Raw genomic sequence first — 19,035 nt, 5'->3', positions numbered from 1 at the left:
CTTAAAGATTTAAAGTGCTACATTCAGGCCAAACACAATAGTTTTTGCTCTTGGGTAGGCGGCGTAGTCAAAACCTGGAGTAAGTGCAGCCCGTTTTGTTGATACCTCCGGGTCTAGGCCTGAATAATTTGTCCATGTTACCAGATTTTGTGCGGAAGCATATACTCTTAGAGAGCTGACGTTTATTGATTTTAACAGCCTCGCGGGAATCCTGTATCCAAGAGACACTGTTTTTAGTCGCAGGTAAGACCCGTCCTCAATTATCCTGGACGAATAAGCCGTAGGTCCAAATCCTTTCGTTCTGAAATAGGTGTTGTTCTGATTCTCCGGAGTCCAACGATCTGCATAGCTTGCATATTGGTTAAGACTAAGTCTTGAACTGCCTTCAAACACTAAACGATTGGCATTCAAAAGTTCATTTCCATACGACCATTGAAAGAACACATTGAGGTCAAATCCCTTATAATTGAAGTTATTTGAAAGTCCGCCGATAAAGTCAGGGTTGGGATTTCCTAGAATCATTCTGTCGGATGCGTTAACTGTTCCGTCACCATTGATGTCTGCGTATTTAATATCTCCGGGTTGAACTTTGTCTCTTCCAGTTCCATTGTCTGGGACTGAAGGTTTCAAGGTATATGAACCATCGGGGTTTTGATTGAAATCGTTGAATTGATAGTTACCCAACCATTTGAAGCCATAAAACTGTGCAATGGGTTGACCAACTTTAGCAATGTATGGCGGGATGTTGCTATATCCAGTCTCCCAACCAATACTGGTTAGCATACTTTCCTGATTTTGGGTAAGCTCAACAACTTTATTCCGGTTAAAGGATATGTTAAAGGAGGTGTTCCACTTAAAATCCTTTTTATTAAAGTTCGTTGTGCTCAATTCAAATTCCCATCCGGCATTCTTAACCTCACCGATGTTTTTAAATGCATTCTGATAACCTGTTGTTGATGGTAGCTGAGCATTAAGTAGTAGATCATAGGTTCGCTTGTTATAATAATCGACGGTTATGTTTAACTTTGATTTAAAAAGAGATAGATCAATACCAGCATCCGTTTGTAAGGTTGTTTCCCAGCGTAAGTCTTTATTTCCGAGTGTTGTTGGTATTGCTCCAATAAAGTAAGCATTATTGAAGGTATAATATCTGGAAATAGGGAAAGTAACTGTCGACAGATAAGCAAAGTCTGACACGCGATTATTTCCTGTAACTCCTATACTGGTACGTAATTTTGCATTATTGATGAAGTTGAAGCCTTTCATAAACTTTTCATTACTCAAACGCCAGGCAAAAGCTCCTGAAGGAAAATAGCTCCATTTATTTGCCGGGGAAAATTTAGATGAACCATCAGCTCGAAAAGAAGCGGTAAATAAATATTTAGATTTATAATCGTAAGTTAATCTTCCAAGATACGACATGAGGAAGTTTTCTGTACGAGACGAATTAAGTGTTTGTGCAGTTCCCTCCTCAAGTCCGCTTAATCCAAGGCTTTCATTGGGCAGGCCTGAGGCCTGGTACCCAAAGCTAAGGTTCTTTTGTTCCTGCATGGTGAAACCTCCTAATACAGTAAGGTTATGAAACCTATTGAATTTCCTTTTGTAGGTTAGGATGTTCTCGTTGAGGAAGTCGTTCTTTTCAAGACTAGTCAACCTTCCATTTGCCCCTCTGCTTCCCTGGGCACTATTTATATCACCATACTTTGTTTGACTATTATAGAACGTTTCCAAACGTGTTGTTTGCCTAGTAATTCCGCCTGTTACTCTTAGCGTCAAGTTTTTAAAAACAGGAAACTGCGCGTATCCGTTAACAATAAGAGAGTTATCGAAATTGTTATTTAGCTCATTTCTGGCCGAGAGGATTGGATTGTACCGGTAATCAGCAGTTTCATCTACTTCCGGATCCATTGGCGAGTCAATCAGGTCCTCCAGGGGTACATCACTCGCACTAATCGGTCTATATCCCCAAACACTGTAAAGAAGACTTAAAGAATTACTGTTTCCATTGTAAGTTGAGGGTGTTGTTCCGTTAATCCTTGTATTTGCATAGTTGGCATTTATCCCCACTCTGAAGTCTTTTCTAATGTTCTGATCCAATGCAATCCTCCCTTGATATCGTTTGAACCCGGAATTAATAATTATCCCGTCCTGACCCATAACGGAGCCTGAGATGGAATATTTAGTTTGTTCATTTCCTCCCCTGACAGAAAGATTGTGATTGTTCATACCTGCGCCCCTGAATACCTGCTCCTGCCAATCAACACCCTGTACCCCTCGATAAGATTCTAGCGTTTTTCCCGGCGGTGTATATGCTTCTCCCTTTCCAACCGGGTCTAGTTCCAATTGGTAGCGCACAAACTCGTAAGGGTCCATCAATTGTGCTCTCTTTATCTCTTGTTGAGAGCCATAATAACCGTCGTAACTTATGACGGGTTTACCAGCTTTGCCCTTTTTTGTCGTAATAATGATCACCCCATTAGCTCCCCGCGCTCCATAAATTGCCGAGGCTGATGCGTCCTTTAATACCTCTATAGATTCAATTTCTGAGGGGTTCAATGTATTGTTGTGGGGACTCTCAAGCGGAAAGCCATCAACAACGTATAAAGGAGAATTATCCTGTGTTATGGAACTGGCGCCACGGATCACAATATCACTAGACATGCCCGGTTGTCCTTCTGGTGAACTAACTTGTACACCGGCAATTCTTCCAGCTAATGCTTCCTCAAATGACCTAACAGGTGCCTTCTGTAGTTCCTCAACCTTAACTTGTCCTACCGCACCAGTTAAATCCTTCCTGGCAACTTCTCCATATCCAATTATTACTACCTGGTTTAATTCGTTAGCATGTTCTTTCATAACGACGTTAATATTCCTGTCATTGCCAATCCTTCGTTCAACCTTATCGAAACCCAGAAAAGTGAAAACAAGAATATTATCAGGTGAGGAAGCTTTAATTGTAAAGGTCCCCTGAGAGTTAGTTACAACACCTTTAGTTGTTCCTTTAACGGTCACACTCACACCCGGAAGGCTTTCTCCCCTTCCATCTTTTACCAATCCTTTAACTACTATTTCAGCACTCTGACCAAAGGTTACCTGTGCAACGAAAAAAAGCAAAAAAGGGATTATTGCGTTTTTAAATAAAAGTCCTTTCATACAATGAAAATTTAAAGATTGCCCTATAATTACTTGTCGTAAACTTTCTGCTGAAAGCTGGAACAATCTTTTGAATCCTGGTTTAATATTGAATTTAATTGAAGGTTTTCCTCTGCTTGAAAGAGGTTTGATTTAACCTTGATTTTGTGTTTTTTACGAGATTAAGAGGTGCCAATAAAGTTTGCGGCAAAAGTAGTGTTAGCATAAATTTACTTGGTTAGTTTATAATAGAAAAGATCCTTCTTTTCGTTATGCTAAAGTCGTTGATTTATGCACCGTTAGGTTATGTTACTGTTGCATAAGTAGCGGGAGATGTTACAAAAAAAGGGGTTTTAAGGGGATTGTACCAGCTATTTGAATAAATAGAGGAATTTGTTAACGAAGGGATGGGCTTAAAATAAAAAGTCCGCCAGAAAACAGAAATACTGTTTAAGTGGCGGACCTGTTGATAATAGTTTTATTAATAAATCTTCTTTTTATTAACCACTACATTCTTGAGTTTGAAGTTCTCTATTAACGAAGTATCGATTTCAGTGAACTTTTTTGCTGTTACTTCCAGGTTTTCAAACTTAAAATCTGAAAGCTTGTATCCAAAACCCTTTGCCGGTGCCACTTCTTTCGGCACACCAACGTTAAAAAAGTTCTCACAATCCAACTTAATGTTTCGCATTGTGATATTGCGACTGTTCGAGGTTCCTGCCACCTGCTCACCTTTCAGATCAAAGAATTGAGTCCAGGGACGCACAAATAAAAAGTTTCCAATATCATGGCCTTCGATGTCCTCTACCAATACATATTCATAGTTCTGCGGAGTGTCAGGACGCATTTTCAGCCAAAGCAGGCGCTCTGCGTGACTTATTTTAATTCTGCGTAATATAATGTTCCTGTCGTGAATGGATTCACTTCCGAAGGTTAAAGCACCATGGCAAAATCCATAGGTACAATCTTCGATAATGATATTTTGATTACTCCCATTGTTCGGATTCTTATCGGCAGTAGGTCCCTTCCCTCCTTTTAAGGCTACAGCATCGTCATTAACAGACATGTAGCAGTTTTTGATAAGCACATTTTTGCAGCCATCAATATCTACAGCGTCAGTACTTGGAGCCTTCACGGGCTCTTTAGGTGAGTAGATATAGAGGTCGAGCAACTTTATATTCTCGCATTTATAAAGGTGGGTTGTCCAGAATGGCGAGTTCATTAATTTAACTCCTGAAAGCTGAACATTTTTACTGTTAGAAATATAAACTAGTCTCGGTCTCATTTCATCCATGTTAGTACAGCTGGGATTGAATTCACGTCTAAGCCAAAAGGATTTCCAATAACGTAAGCCGTTTCCATCAATAGTTCCATTGCCTGATATTGTAAAGCCATCTAGGCCATCGGCATTGACAAGTGCAGCAAAATATTTTAATGTTTGCCCTTCCATCCGTGTCATAACCAGCGGAAAATTTGTAATGTCGTCGCTACCTTTCAATTTCGCTCCATCCTCAAGATGTAAGTGAGTTCCTTTTTTAAAAAATAATGAACCGCTAAGGAAAGTTCCTTTAGGAATGACAATAACGCCACCACCATCGGCACTGGCTTTATCAATGACAGACTGGATTAATTTGGTTTGAATGATAGAGCTGTCGTTCACTACATCGAAATCGGAAATGCGATAGTGCTTTCCTAGTTTGCTAATATCAGTAGGTTTATTTTGCCTGAACCATTCAGGAATTGGGGTTCCGTCAGGAAAAATCTCTTTCGCGTAACTTTTAAAGTTCAGTGTTAGGCCAACCAAGAGCAATAATGCAAGCCTGAAGTTTCTTGTAGTCATTAAATTTCTAATTCTAGAGGATAAATTGGTCTGGAAGTATTTGAACTTCCTTTTAATTGTGGGTAAAATTACAAATTCAAAGAGCATCCTGCCACAACGATATGTAATAACCTTGTGGCAACCAAAGCTGCCAGCATCTGAAGAATGGTCCTGAAGCTTTTATCTATTTTTATCTCCCACTCATCTTAATATCATTAGCACCGGCCCACTGGTTTATATCTTGTTTACTTAATGCAGCAGCCATCAAGTCGGGAAAAAGATCAGGTGTACAAGCAAAAACAGGCACACCAATAGAGGCCAGGAAATCAGCATTGCCATGATCATGGAAGGAAGAACCGTCATCATTAAGGGCAAGTAATGTGATCACCTGTACTCCATTGTCAACAAGCTGGGCTGCCTTCTTTCGCATCTCTTGTTGATTTCCACCCTCATAGAGATCTGTTATCAGCACCAGGACTGTATCTAAGGGACGGGTTATGATTTGAGAACAATAAGTCAGGGCCTTATGAATGTCTGTCCCACCCCCAAGTTGAACACCAAAAAGCAATTCTACCGGATCCTGTAATTCTTCCGTGAGATCTGCTACCTCGGTATCGAAGACTACCATCTTTGTGTTTACCGCTGGAATAGAAGCCATTACTGCTCCAAATATTCCTGAGTATACTACCGATGTTCCCATAGAGCCACTTTGGTCAATGCATAACACAACGTCTTTCAGCGCCTTTCTTTTTCTGCCAAAGCCAATCCTGGTTTCTGGGATTACGGTTTTATAATCTGGCTGATAATGCTTAAGGTTCCTTCGGATCGTTTCTGACCAATTAATTTCGTTATGCCTGGGCCGTCTGTTCCTCGCTGAGCGATTTAGACTTCCGGAAATAGCCTGTTGTGTAGGTGCTGTAAGTTTTTGCAATAATTCATCTACAACCTTCTTAACAACCATTCGGGCGGTTGATTTGGTTTTCTCCGGTATAGCACGGCCCAAGGTAAGCAGGTTGGCTACGAGATGTACATCGGGAATTACCGTTTCGAGCATCTCTGGTTCGGTCAACATGGAGGTAAGGTTAAGCCGTTTAAGGGCGTCCTGCTGCATCACCTTAACCACGGTATTAGGGAAGTATTCCCGGATATCCCCCAACCACCGGGAAACGTTTGGGGATGAGGGACCAAGTCCTCCCTTCCGGTCCGAATTATACAAGGCCTGAAGGGTGTTGTCAATGCCCGTTTCTTGTCTACTTAAATCTACTGAAAGCTCGTCTCTGGTTTCAGAACCTAATACTAATCTCCAGCGTTTCTCCAGTTCTTCCTGCATAGTTCCTTATTTTATTCCCAGGATAGTACCTAGTATTGGCAGTACCCTGGATGCTCTTTCTTTATTAATGGTTACTGCGGCTTCTCGCTTTTCCCCACCCTCTTTGCTGTATTTCACCCTTTGCGCTATCCTGCTTTTTTCAACAGAATTGTACACCGCGAATGTCCGGCGGAGTAAAGGCACAACCTGCAGGAATACCTCCTGATCAAGGCTCGCCAGCCAATTATTGGTAATATTCCAGATATCATCGTCAAGTATCAAAATAGTGGCAGAATCTTTTAGGAAGCCCTCTGCCCAGGCAGCTGAATAAGAAGGATCATGGCCTGGTGACAATGCTTTACTAAACTCTGCAGCTGTCTGCTCACTGTCAATATACTTAAGATCATAAAGGATCTTTGAACTCATCCCATGTACCAGCGGCGACACTTGCTTTACGGTTGTGATCTTCAGCAATGTTTCCAGCCATGTGTTCTTAAGTTCTTCCTCGTCAAGGAAAAGGATTGCATTATTTACAGCTTTGATCTTTTCTGCCATATCCGCCGATTGTTCTTCGTCTATCCCAGTGCAGCTTATTGGTAAACCTGCAACCATACGGTAGAATATTGATCTTAGAATTACCTGAACAGTCTCCTGGTCTGTTTGGCGGACGTTACCGTACCGGCTCACCTGTACAAGTGGATTAAAGGCGTCCATGAGCATGGCGGTATCAGTTGTGCCCGAAGCCAGTTCATCCATTCTTTTCATCACCACCTCTATACCTGCATGCAGATCCGCGGGAAGTGCTTTACTTACCAGTTCTGTTATTTCCGAAAGTTGTTTACTATTTAATGCTTTATTCTGTAGATAATGGTTACAAGCTGCTTCAATAGTATTTCCCCATGGTGCTTTTTCCAGAAGTTGGATGGTAAGTTCCGGAGTCCATCTCATGCGCCATTCCTCTTTAAATGTCCCCTTACCAGAAGTATTTTGTTGTTTAGCCCAAGGGATGTCTAAGACCAGGAGGCGATGAAAAAGGATACTTTTCTGCAAACCGCTACTCTCTCTCAGATCGAGACTAATAACCTTGTCTTCGATGGCGAGTTTTAATCGCATACCCTTTACCTGCTGCTCCAAGTCACGTTGGATAGGTACCTGTGGTGCTCCTTCCGGCACTTCACCTTGTTCCTTTCCGACGATCAAATCGCGCCGAACCAATTGCATGGGAATATCGTCTCCCATACACATCACGGTCTGTGTTGCCTCGTTGAGCTCTTTTAATCCCGGGCGATTTAGGTCCCTGATAGCCGCGAGCGTATTTGCAAGGCGTACGGCTTCTATGATGTGAGCTGATGAAATATCAACCTTGTTTTCCCTGAACACTCTTGCTGCGTAGGAAAGCCAAACTGTCCCATCATCTTCAGGCTTGTTCCAGATGTGAGCATAATAGCCCGGAGAATTTACTCCCGCTCCGTATCCACTTTCAAAGCTCAAACGGTCATTAGTCCATGGAATCCAGGTGGTCTCTACTTTTGTTTTAGGAAGATTTTTAAGCAAGGCATCATCGTCCTTTTGCTTCGGCATGTTCTGCAGTGCAGGTACATGCCACCCTCCGCATATTACGGCAATTTCAGTATACATTTCTCTTTCTGCCGTCCGTATTCCGCGCCGCATAAACGCTTCTCTAATTTCTTCCCGCTGATCCTTCCGCTGAGGAAGTAATTCCCGTAGAGCTCCCATTGCCTCAGCGATAGCCAAGAATACCTCCCGTGGTTGTTGGTTTAATTCAAACTGGTGCTCCCACCATTCCTCTTCATCTTCAAAGCCTGCAATAGAAGCCAAGTAAGAAAGAGGATTTCTCCTTATAGTTTCAACATCCCCGATTTCCTGTCTTGCTTCAAGGCTTTCTTCGTTAAGATCCGAAGGAATAGTATCTTCTTTTTTTGAAGGCGAAATGGCGAGTTTGTGTACCAGAGGCATATCAATAAACCTTACCGGTCTCTTATGCTCTACACCATATCTGATCGCTTGCCACTCAGGTGAAAATTCCGCAAATGGGTAGAATACTGCACGTTGAGGGTCGTCAGGTACATAAGCAAGTAAGGCAACAGGAGGTTTCATTTCCTCGTGGAGAACCCAGGGAAGCATATGCTCTCCCTCCGGAGGTCCTTCAATAAGGATAATATCCGGTTTGATTTGCTTTAGCGCTTCCAGTACATGCCGTGCAGAACCCGGTCCATGATGCCTTATACCTAGTAAGTGAATGGCCATAGGTTAAATAATATCCCGGCAAGCACGATAAATATCTTTCCAGCCGTCACGTTGTTTAAGCACGGTCTCCATATATTCCTGCATCACGATCTTATCCTGAACCGGATCTTTTACTACAGCGCCTATCACACCACTTGCTATATCATCAGCCTTCACAAGGCCATCACCAAAATGATAAGCCAGGGCCAGGCCACTATTCATAACAGAAATAGCCTCGGCGGTACTTAATGTTCCAGACGGAGATTTAAGTTTTGTTTTTCCATCCAAAGAAACACCGTTCCTCAATTCCCTAAAGATGGTAACAATCCGTTTAATTTCTTCTGTTACTGGTTTTTGTATTGGTAGTTCTATAGCTCTGCTAAAGCTGGATACTCGTTGTTGAACGATATCAACTTCTTCTTCCATACTAGAAGGAACTGGTAGGATAACAGTATTAAAACGACGTTTCAAAGCACTGGATAATTCATTCACACCTTTATCCCTGTTATTAGCGGTTGCAATCACGTTAAAGCCGCGTACAGCTTGCACCTGAGTATTAAGTTCCGGGACTGGAAGCATTTTTTCGGAAAGGATGGTGATAAGGGAGTCCTGAACATCAGAGCCAATTCTTGTAAGTTCTTCTATACGAACGATCTTCCCTTGCTTCATTGCCCGCATTACCGGAGTTTCCACAATGGCTTCAGCTACTGGTCCCGCTGATAAAAGCATAGCATAGTTCCAACCATACCGAACAGCTTCTTCGCTAATACCTGCTGTACCCTGTATTACCAAATTAGAGTCGCCGGTAATAGCCGCAGCAAGATGCTCTGATACCCATGATTTCGCTGTTCCCGGTAGCCCGTAAAGTAAGAGCGCTCTGTCGGTAGTAAGAGTTGCAACTGCAATTTCCATCAGACGCCTGTTACCAATATATTTTGGAGTGATCTCAAAGCCATTATTCAGCGTTCCCCCCATAAGATAGGTAACCACAGCATTTGGTGACATTTGCCAACTGACAGGTTTCGCATGTTTATCCTGTAACTTTATTTCTTCAATTTCCTGCGCAAATTGCTGCTCAGCTGCTTGCCGCAAAATAGTTTGTGTCAAAATATCTTTATTTAAAATGTTAAACCTTCTCTTAATTCAATATAATGTAACATATTAGACGCCTGGCTACTAAAGTATCTTCTCTGATAGTCGTCAGCACCTTCCTCAATATATTTGCTCAAAAAGATCCTAATGCTGACTGGTAGCGATAGAGCCAGCCTCGTATAGATTGGCTGGGTTATCACGTATGGATTTACCGCCAGCCTTTTTACAATCCGTTCTGCCAGTTGTTGCGGAATTATCGAATACTGATCATTGAGCAACAGTCCTAATATAATGGGAAACCTCGACTCCAGGTATTTATCATACCACTCGTAGCGTTCATCCTCAGAAAGGACCAAGAGTAATTCCTCTCGAAAAGCTTCGACATGAGCGAGGAGGTTCTTAGCAAGAGGTGTGTTCCGGAAACGAATAGCAGCAGTGGCTAAGTAAGGAATAAAAACGGAGCTTTGTTTATGCTCAATTAATAGCTTAAACCACTCACCTTGGGTTATTTGATACCGTTCTTCTAAAGCAGAAGGATCTATAAAACTTAGGATCTGGCTAAGCCAGAATATCTGGTCGTCCACACCTTTAACAGAACTGACTTTCTCTATCCCATATCTGAACATGTCATCAGATGGAAGGACTGCTGGATCTATTTCGATGACCTTTTTTTTAAGAATAAGCAGACTACGTTCTTCTTTAATTGATACAGAATCCAGAAAATAGTTTATATAAAGGTTGTTAATTTCTGTTCCCTGTAAGGGTTGAAGTAATCTCAGGGCTACTTCCTTCACTTTCTTGCTTTTATCTTTTAATGCTTCCAGTAGAAAGGCTTCATCTTGTACCGATATACCAATTTCTAGTATCTCCAGAAATTCAGCTCTATTATTTGCATTTTCCTGCTCAAATACTGCCTGGAGAAGCTGCAAAGCTTTATCAGGATCTGTCGTCCTTAGTCGTGCCAGAAAGAGCTTACGGTCTTCGAGGCTCCCCGTTTCCCAATCGATTTGCTCCTCATTCCTCAGGGTTAGTCTCTGCCAGTTTGGGTTTAAAGAGCAAAGCCACTCTCCTGTTTTCCCGCAAACAGCGATCAGTTTTTCAGCTTTTCTTTTCTGTTCAATTGCTTTGTTTAGCAACAGCGGTACCAATTTAGAAGAAACGGTTTTATCGGCCTCGAGGGTTTTGGTTAACAGGTATTCGAAAAATACTTCGTCTTTTGATAGGAGCGCATCTTCTAAGTGCTGACTTGTACTTGCACTCAACTCTTCGCTGGTATCATCAGGACATTCAGGGATAGCATTTAATGCATTCTTAGCCTCCTGGCCGCTCTCCTCATAGAGAAAAGCTATTGCAGCCGATTTTAGGAAGGCATCTTCTTTATCCTCCTGCGTTGCGGTGATACCATCCCTAATATCCGACAACTCTTCTGGAAGTTGAAATTGTATTTTGTCAGTACCCAGCAGGGCTGTTTTTATAATATCGTTCTGGAGGCTCATTTTATCGAATAGTATCTATTGGAAGGCCATAAAGCCTGGATATTGAACGACTCATTTTCATAGATCCCGAAACAAGGAAACATTTTTCCTTTACTGATCGAAAGGACAGTCCAGCATTCCTCTTCATTATTAGAAAGTCGCAAACCACTCCCATCATCTCCTATAATGTACCAGTTTTTTCCATTAAGAGCTATCCGGCAAGAAGATAAAATAAAGGGTAATTCAGAAACAAACGGATTAAGTGAAAATTTACTTGTCACATCCTCCAAAAGTGTTGATATAGAACTTCTAATGCCAGGTTGTATGAACCTTCCATTTATTTCAAACGGTTCTTTCATTAATCCCCGTAGCGGGGTTGTTGACGGGTAGAACGCCAGTTCACCTTTTACTGTTCCCCCTTCCACAAAAGCGTGTCCACTAAGTTGTGCCCCAGCATAAAAATTTAGGATAAGTGCAAATTTTTGACACCCTAAACCATAAAGCCAGATCTTTTCGGTCCTTAAATTTCCCTCTTCTTCGTTCGAAATACTTAAGATCAGCCACTCGTCTTTTATACCTGTTGAATTAAACACATCCTCTTTCGGTGTGTTCCATCCTATTAAGGTTTTAATGTCTGATTGAAGTTCAGTGTTTAGGGCCTCAATATTTTCATATGCCTCTGTTAACAGATAGGTCTTGCTTAACTGCTTAATAAGTGCCTTCTGCCAGCCTTCCTGGTAATAGTTAATTTTGTTGATCCTCCTTAAATGATTCGCTAATCCAGCGGCCTGAGAATCAACCATCCGGGCAATGATATTTTGATTAAACTGATAAGGATCTTGTGGCACATTCATAATTCCAGTTCTTACCACATCCTTCATCCAAAGCCTTAATTCTTCAATGCCGCCCCTTACCTTTTTCTCTCTTGCTTCAATACGTTTTTGCTGTGCCTGTTCATCCGGTGCTGCTTTTTCAACCGGAATGGGTTTGCTTTCTGCCCTTTCGGCGCGCTTGCCAAGCCACTCACCTACATGTTCAGGCAGTTCCTTTTCTGCAGAAAACACATCAGGGTTGGCAGCGTAAAGGAAGAGTAAGCCAAGCCCATGTTTACAGGGGAATTTGCGACTGGGACAAGAGCATTTGAAAGCAAGATTAGTTAGATCTACAATCGTTCTGTAAGGATTTTTACCACTTCCCTGGCAGTCACCCCACAAGGCTTTCTCATGCACGCACCTTAATACCCACTTGGAATTACTGGCAAGAGCTTTACCTGCTTTGGCTGAAGCATCATCGGGAGCTAGCTTAGTAATCTGTTCCTGCGTAAACTGCATGTTAAATAGCAAGAGTATAAGAGTTTATAGAAATGTTTTTATTTGAGGTTTCCAGACAAGGTTTATTTCGCATTAGAAATGATTTAATTCTCTCAAACATAAAAATTTGTAAGAATTTAAAGAATGATGTGCGAAAAAAATATGTGTTATGCACTTACCTGGCCCCTCGTATTTCCATATATTCAAATAATATTTATTTTTGAATTCCTTATTGCAATATGGAATATAATCCCGGGTTACACATTTTAGCTGAATTTAAAACTGAGAGAGCTGATCTTCTCTACTCTTCGGTAGCTTCGAGAGAACTTTTTGAAAAACTCATCACGAGGTTTGAGCTATCTTCCGTTGGCGAAGTTTATCATGACTTCGATCAGGGAGGCTTCACATCTGTAATTTGTCTTACAGAATCCCATCTTTCTATACATACCTGGCCGGAGTTTCAGCTTGCCACTTTTGATATATTCCTTTCCAATTTCAGGAAGGACAATACGGAAAAGGTTAGAGCGATCTACACGGAAGTCTTAGCATTTTTTGAAGGCAGCGAATTGCAGAAAACCGAATTAAGGCGCTAATTATGGCAACAGTAAAACAGCTTTCTTTTCCGGAACCGGAAACCTTCAAGTGCCCGAAATGCCATGAAGCAATTACACTTTATGATCCTGATGGAAGTGATTATTGTATTTGCAGTTCGTGTAATTCCTTTATTCGTTTTGTTACTGCTTATACACCGAAAGTCCAAAAAAACGTTCCTCCTGTTAAAGCAAAACCCCTTATTCCACTTGGGGCCCTAGGAACCTTAAAGGACCATAAGTTCCGGGTGATAGCCTACCTCGAAAAGAAAGAGAAAGGTACAAGCTATGGCTGGAAAGAATATTTGCTATATAACTACGAGAAGGGATATGCAACATTGTCGGAGTTTAACGGTCATTGGAATTTTATTGTTGACCAGACATGGGAACCTTCCCTTGAAAAAGCGTATAGCGATTCAACAACTGCCACCCATAACAATATCGATTACCGGATTTTTAATAAGTATACGCCTGTAATTACTGGTGCAATTGGGGAATTCGATTCCGATGTTATGGATGACCGCCCCAGGGTGCACGAATTCATTGCCCCACCCTTTATTATTTTCAAGGAAGTTGGAAACTCCGGAAGTAACAAAGCACAGTATTTTTGGGGGGAATATACTGAGCTGGAAGAAATTGCTGAAGGTTTTGGATTGAACGCGGAGAGTTTTCCACCTAAAGTTGAGATTGGGGCAAATCAGCCGTCCCGACAGGGAGCTAGTTTTGACACCCTGGCCAAGGTCAGTATTCTAGCTGCTCTTGCTGTATTGCTGGTTGTATTCCTTTTTAGGACAATCAGGCCCGAGCGGGAATTGCTTAATAGTGATTTTAATATTTCATTTGAGCGAAACTCCTCAGATTCAACTAGTTATTTGGGTTCCAGTTCAGGCACTTACGAATACAAGCCATTCCTAAGCTCTTCTTTTGAGCAACCATATGGGAGAACAACACTCGAAATAGAAGTACGCGCAAATGTTGATAATAGCTGGATGGAAGCGACAGTTGTTTTGGTTAACGAAGGCACAAATGAAACCTGGGAAGTAACTAAAGGAATTGAATACTATCACGGCTATGAAAGTGGTGAATCATGGTCTGAGGGATCGAAGAGCCAATCTATAATCCTCTCGAAAATCCCTGAAGGTAAATATCATCTTAATATTTATCCAGCTTCAGGTGATCCCACTCAAACCTATCTCCATATTGCGGTGACTGCAAACGTATTGATGTGGCGTAACATCCTACTAGTCTGGCTTCTACTAAGTATTTACCCAATCATTAGTTACATCCGCTGGACAAGCTTCGAAAGGAAGCGTTGGATGAACAGTGACTATTCTCCTTACGAAACTGATAATTAAGATATGGATATCAAACCATTAAAATACTATATAGGATTTATGCTGGTTATTCTGTTTTATTTTGGATATGCTACCTGGAATGGAATCACATTTTGGGCAGATAAGGCAGAAAAAAACACCGAGTATACAAATACGAGCCGTGGACATTTTGGTTCAGGAGCAAGGTTTTACCACAAGTAGGTTAACCAGTCATCTCAAATAATAAGAAAACTTCAAAAAAATAAGAAAATGAGTTTACACGAACTGATCAATTACAAGTATTTAGTTGCATCCCTGGTTTATTCAGTACTTGGTATTGTAATCCTGGTTATTTCCTTCGTTATAATAGAAAAGATCACTCCGGAAAATCTCTGGAAAGAGATCGTTGATAAGAAGAATAACGCACTTGCTATTGTTTGTGCTGCATTTATTATTGCTATCGCTATAATTATTAGTTCTGCCATTCACGGATAGAAAATATGAATAACAAACTTCCTGCAGTGTTGCTGCTCTCTGTATTTGTAGTTGCAACATGCGGGTTAATTTATGAACTGATTGCCGGAACTCTTGCCAGTTACCTTCTTGGAGATTCCGTAACGCAGTTCTCTACCATTATTGGTGTTTATTTATTTTCAATGGGAATTGGCAGCTGGTTGTCCAAGTACTTTGAGAAAAATATCTTATCCTGGTTCATCCAAATAGAAATATTGGTTGGAATTGTTGGTGGAATAAGTTCTACTTTACTATTTCTTCTATTTGAAAGCATTGCCTCTTTCAGGGTACTGTTGTACGGTCTGGTATCCCTTACGGGGATATTGGTAGGTTTGGAAATCCCCTTGCTGATGCGTATCCTTCAGAACCGTTTTGAGTTTAAGGATCTCGTGTCGAAGGTGTTTACCTTCGACTATATTGGGGCCTTGCTTGCATCCCTTATCTTTCCGCTGGTATTGATCCCTTATTTAGGCTTGGTAAAAACAGCATATCTGTTTGGTATCCTCAATGTCTCTGTTGCTTTATTGGTCTGTGTAAATTTTAAAAAAGAGATACCAGCGGTTAATTACCTTCAATCTGCCTCTATAATAAGTATCCTTGGTCTGCTGCTGGGTTTTGTTTACGCCGAAAAGATCACCAATTTCTCTGAAAGTCTCAGTTATAATGACACCATTATTTATTCCAAGAGTACCTCTTACCAACGCATCATCCTAACTAAACGAGGAAAAGTATTGCGTTTATTCCTGAACGGAAATCTTCAGTTCAGTTCCGACGACGAGTACCGTTATCATGAGGCCCTGGTACATCCCGGACTTCAGGCTCTGCCGCGAGCACGTAAGGTTTTGATAATGGGAGGCGGCGACGGTTTGGCGGTTAGAGAAATACTTAAATATCCTAATGTAGAGCAAATTACCCTTGTTGACCTGGACAAAGGAATGACCTCTTTGTTTCAAAAGAATGAGATGTTATTGAGTTTGAACAAGAAATCATTACTGTCGAAGAAAGTGAAGGTGATTAATGCAGATGCTTTTACCTGGGCCCGTCAGCAAAAGGATACCTTTGATTTTATAGTTGTTGATTTCCCGGATCCTTCTAACTATTCTGTAGGAAAATTATATACAAATTCCTTTTATTCAATAATTAAGGAACTATTAAATCCTGACGGGATCATGGTCGTACAATCTACATCTCCTTTTGTAGCCCCTAAATCGTTCTGGACCGTCAATAAAACCCTTGAATCTGTAGGTTTGCACACTGTTCCCTATCATAACTATGTTCCATCTTTCGGCGAATGGGGATATATCATGGCGATGAAGAAGAGTTTCTATAAGAAGCCGAATTCCTTTATTTCCAACCTTAAGTTCGTAAGTAAGGAAAGCATGGATCAAATGCTGTATTTTCCAAAAGACATGGCCAAGAGAGAGACGGAAGTGAATAAATTGAACAATCAGGTGCTGGTGAAATATTTTGAGGATGAGTGGGCATCGGTTCTTTAGAAACTCAGTTACAAATAGTATCAGCAGAAGAGGATTTATGCTTCGTGCGGGACTTATTTGTTCTGGCATTGCGCTCAATGCCTGTATCCGAAAAATTAAGCCCGGGTCTTCTCCTTATTCAGGTATACCAGCGGAACTTAAAGGACCCGATGCAAGCGCTGGACATATTCTGAGGGACAAGGTATCACTGCCTAAACCCTCTTACTCCAGGGATGTTGGTGTTTTAGTTATTGGAGGAGGAATTTCCGGTCTTTCAGCTGCGCGTTGGCTGAAGAAAAATGGCTTAGAGAATTTTGAACTGCTGGAATTAGAGAACCAGCCAGGGGGAAACTCAAAGTTCGGGGAATCGAAGGTTTCAAAATACCCTTTGGGTGCACACTATGTTACCCCTGCCAATAATGAAAATAAAGATCTGATTGATTTTTATCAGGAATGTAACCTGATCACTCATTTCGAGAACGGTCTCCCTTTTTATAATGAATATTCACTCTGTTTCGACCCTGAGGAAAGATTACTCATCAACGGACAGTGGCAGGAAGGCCTTATTCCTGAATTTGGTATACCAGCAGAGGATAAAGACCAGATAAAAAGATTTCTGGCTTTAATGGAGGAACTGAGATATGTTAGAGGAAATGATGGAAAGTACGCCTTCGATATTCCCCTGGATCGAAGTTCGACAGATGCCGAATGGCGGAAACTCGATAAACTATTATTCAGCGATTACTTAAACAAAAACGGCTTCAACTCCCCTTACCTCCTATGGTATCTTGAATATTGTTGTAAGGACGATTATGGCCAGAAGCTTGATAAGATATCAGCATGGGCGGGTTTGCATTACTTTGCAGGTAGAAAGGGAAAAGCGGTGAACGCCGAGAGCTCAACAGTTCTAACCTGGCCGGAAGGAAACGGATTTTTGATGCAGGGTCTTACTGCCGGACTTAAACGGCACGTCCGTTCCTCTACACTTGTTTATGGAATTAAGGAAGATAAGTCTTTTATGCTGGTCGACGTGTATGATCTGAAGAAAAAGGAATCTTACCAGATAAGAACAGAAAAATTGATCATGGCAACACCTCAATATGTAACAAGGAAATTGCTTAGAAATTTTACCAGGACGGAGGTGGATTATGACGACTTTAACTATGCACCCTGGCTGGTTGCCAACATTACACTTAAAGGCCTAACAGGAGCACCGGGCGCGCCACTTTCCTGGGATAATGTAGCTTATAACACGCCTTCCGTTGGTTATGTCAATGCAAATCACCAGGATATTACAGCAGAGGGCGGTTCCAAGATCATTACATACTATCTTCCATTATGCGATCACGATACCCGTGTTGCCCGGCTAGCTGCATACGCTAGGAATCATGAACAATGGCTCGACATAGTAGTGCCCGAGCTTGAGTACCTGCATCCTAATATCACGGAACAGATTGAAAATGTAGAGTTCTGGGTTTGGGGACATGGAATGATAAGTCCTGCAAGAGGTTTTGTTTGGGGCGAAAGCAGAAGAAATGCTAACCAGCCTCTAAATGATCAGATATTTTTTGGACATAGTGATCTAAGTGGAGTTTCCATTTTCGAAGAAGCCTTTTACCAGGGAATAAAGGCAGCCAAACAAGTACTCAATTCGAATGGAAAAGTTTAAGGAGATCAAGCAACCCTGGCTAAATTCTGCCAGCTCTGACACTATTTTTATCCTGCTACCACCCTATCTGGCCTTGTTGATAGTCGGTTTTTTCCCGATGCAGTTTAAGGAATCAGAGGCAATGCCTGCTCTTTATTGGCTGATATTGATTGTATTTGTGGATGTGGCACATGTTTACAGCACTTTATACCGCACCTATTTTAACCCCAGGGAACTCAAATCAAAAAAATCCTTATTAGTGGCGGTTCCTTTGTTCTGCTACGTCATCAGTGTCGTTTTCTACAGCCTTGATCAACTATTGTTCTGGCGCGTATTAGCTTATCTGGCGGTATTTCACTTTATCCGGCAACAGTACGGGATCATGCGTTTATACTCACGACACGAGAAAAAAGATAAACTATCCGTAGTGATCGACTCTCTAACGATCTATTCAGCAACCATTTATCCGATCTGCTTCTGGCATCTTAACCCGAACCGGAACTTCAATTGGTTTATTGAAAACGATTTCCTTCGTTATCCTCTGCCCTTCCTATCACAGCTATTCGGCTGGGCATATGTTGCTGTACTTGTACTTTACATCCTTAAGGAGATAGCGTTGTTATACAAACGTAAGCAGTTTAATGTCCCCAAAAATATCTTGATCCTGGGCACAGTCTTATCCTGGTATTTTGGGATAGTTTACTATAATGGAGATATGGCCTTCACTACCCTCAACGTCTTATCGCATGGTATCCCCTACATGGCTTTAATCTGGTTTTTCGAAAAGAAAAGATATAGTAAAGAGATGTCTGAAGGAAGCAAGGTCTTAAAGTTTTCCTTTGGCAAGTATGGCGTTGTAGTCTTCATCCTTATCCTTGCTTCTTTGGCATACGCGGAAGAAGGACTTTGGGATGGCTTGATCTGGAAGGAACATAATGACCTTTTTCCCGCATTCTCAAATTTACCAAAGATTGAAGAACGTCAACTACTTTCGTTATTGGTTCCACTGCTTGCCCTTCCTCAATCCACCCATTACGTTCTTGATGGCTTCATTTGGAAAATTAGAAAGAAATTTTGATCGGATCACTGTTACTTGTCTTTATGCATACCAG

14 protein-coding genes are annotated in these 19,035 nt (G+C 41.4%); 7 read left to right on the top strand and 7 right to left on the bottom strand.

All coding sequences use genetic code 11. From position 1 onward, the window contains the following. Window positions 1-9: 9 nt before the first annotated feature. From J4N25_RS01430 to J4N25_RS01400, 7 genes are all read right to left on the bottom strand, one after another. On the bottom strand, window positions 10-3,153 hold the full coding sequence (locus J4N25_RS01430) for a SusC/RagA family TonB-linked outer membrane protein (protein ID WP_207420357.1): 3,144 nt from the start codon (window positions 3,151-3,153) through the stop codon (window positions 10-12). 460 nt (window positions 3,154-3,613) lie between these two features. Continuing rightward, entirely contained in the window at window positions 3,614-4,972 is a 1,359-nt protein-coding gene (locus J4N25_RS01425) for a rhamnogalacturonidase (RefSeq protein WP_207420356.1), read from the bottom strand. A 169-nt stretch (window positions 4,973-5,141) separates the two neighbouring features. Continuing rightward, entirely contained in the window at window positions 5,142-6,281 is a 1,140-nt protein-coding gene (locus J4N25_RS01420) for a vWA domain-containing protein (RefSeq protein WP_207420355.1), read from the bottom strand. A 6-nt stretch (window positions 6,282-6,287) separates the two neighbouring features. Next, complete coding sequence (locus J4N25_RS01415; protein WP_207420354.1) at window positions 6,288-8,528, bottom strand: DUF5682 family protein; 2,241 nt, start codon at window positions 8,526-8,528, stop codon at window positions 6,288-6,290. A 3-nt stretch (window positions 8,529-8,531) separates the two neighbouring features. Continuing rightward, complete coding sequence (locus J4N25_RS01410; RefSeq protein ID WP_207420353.1) at window positions 8,532-9,614, bottom strand: ATP-binding protein; 1,083 nt, start codon at window positions 9,612-9,614, stop codon at window positions 8,532-8,534. 11 nt (window positions 9,615-9,625) lie between these two features. Next, the gene (locus J4N25_RS01405; RefSeq protein ID WP_207420352.1) at window positions 9,626-11,095 is read right to left on the bottom strand and encodes a DUF5691 domain-containing protein; all 1,470 of its coding nucleotides are present in this window, start codon (window positions 11,093-11,095) and stop codon (window positions 9,626-9,628) included. Continuing rightward, window positions 11,092-12,405, bottom strand: a complete 1,314-nt coding sequence (locus J4N25_RS01400; RefSeq protein ID WP_207420351.1) for an SWIM zinc finger family protein — start codon at window positions 12,403-12,405, stop codon at window positions 11,092-11,094. The genes J4N25_RS01405 and J4N25_RS01400 overlap by 4 nt, the downstream gene beginning before the upstream one ends. Window positions 12,406-12,623: 218 nt before the next feature. Here J4N25_RS01400 and J4N25_RS01395 point away from each other — a divergent pair, with 218 nt between their 5' ends. From J4N25_RS01395 to J4N25_RS01365, 7 genes are read left to right on the top strand one after another with little or no spacing between them, the layout of a single operon-like run. Then, window positions 12,624-12,977: an S-adenosylmethionine decarboxylase family protein gene (locus tag J4N25_RS01395; RefSeq protein WP_207420350.1), complete on the top strand. Its 354-nt coding sequence runs from the start codon at window positions 12,624-12,626 to the stop codon at window positions 12,975-12,977. 2 nt (window positions 12,978-12,979) lie between these two features. Further along, window positions 12,980-14,329, top strand: a complete 1,350-nt coding sequence (locus J4N25_RS01390) for a DUF4178 domain-containing protein (RefSeq protein WP_207420349.1) — start codon at window positions 12,980-12,982, stop codon at window positions 14,327-14,329. Window positions 14,330-14,332: 3 nt separating this feature from the next. After that, entirely contained in the window at window positions 14,333-14,509 is a 177-nt protein-coding gene (locus J4N25_RS01385; protein WP_207420348.1) for a hypothetical protein, read from the top strand. 48 nt (window positions 14,510-14,557) lie between these two features. Continuing rightward, the gene (locus tag J4N25_RS01380) at window positions 14,558-14,782 is read left to right on the top strand and encodes a DUF350 domain-containing protein (RefSeq protein WP_207420347.1); all 225 of its coding nucleotides are present in this window, start codon (window positions 14,558-14,560) and stop codon (window positions 14,780-14,782) included. Window positions 14,783-14,787: 5 nt separating this feature from the next. After that, entirely contained in the window at window positions 14,788-16,296 is a 1,509-nt protein-coding gene (locus tag J4N25_RS01375; protein ID WP_207420346.1) for a polyamine aminopropyltransferase, read from the top strand. Further along, the gene (locus tag J4N25_RS01370) at window positions 16,274-17,944 is read left to right on the top strand and encodes an NAD(P)-binding protein (RefSeq protein WP_207420345.1); all 1,671 of its coding nucleotides are present in this window, start codon (window positions 16,274-16,276) and stop codon (window positions 17,942-17,944) included. Before J4N25_RS01375 ends, J4N25_RS01370 begins: the two co-directional genes overlap by 23 nt. After that, entirely contained in the window at window positions 17,931-19,001 is a 1,071-nt protein-coding gene (locus tag J4N25_RS01365; protein WP_207420344.1) for a hypothetical protein, read from the top strand. The genes J4N25_RS01370 and J4N25_RS01365 overlap by 14 nt, the downstream gene beginning before the upstream one ends. Window positions 19,002-19,035: the final 34 nt, after the last annotated feature.

The sequence above is a fragment of the Desertivirga brevis genome (assembly GCF_017355835.1).
Note: the sequence above shows the minus strand (reverse complement) of the source record. Positions and strands in the feature narration are given on the sequence as shown.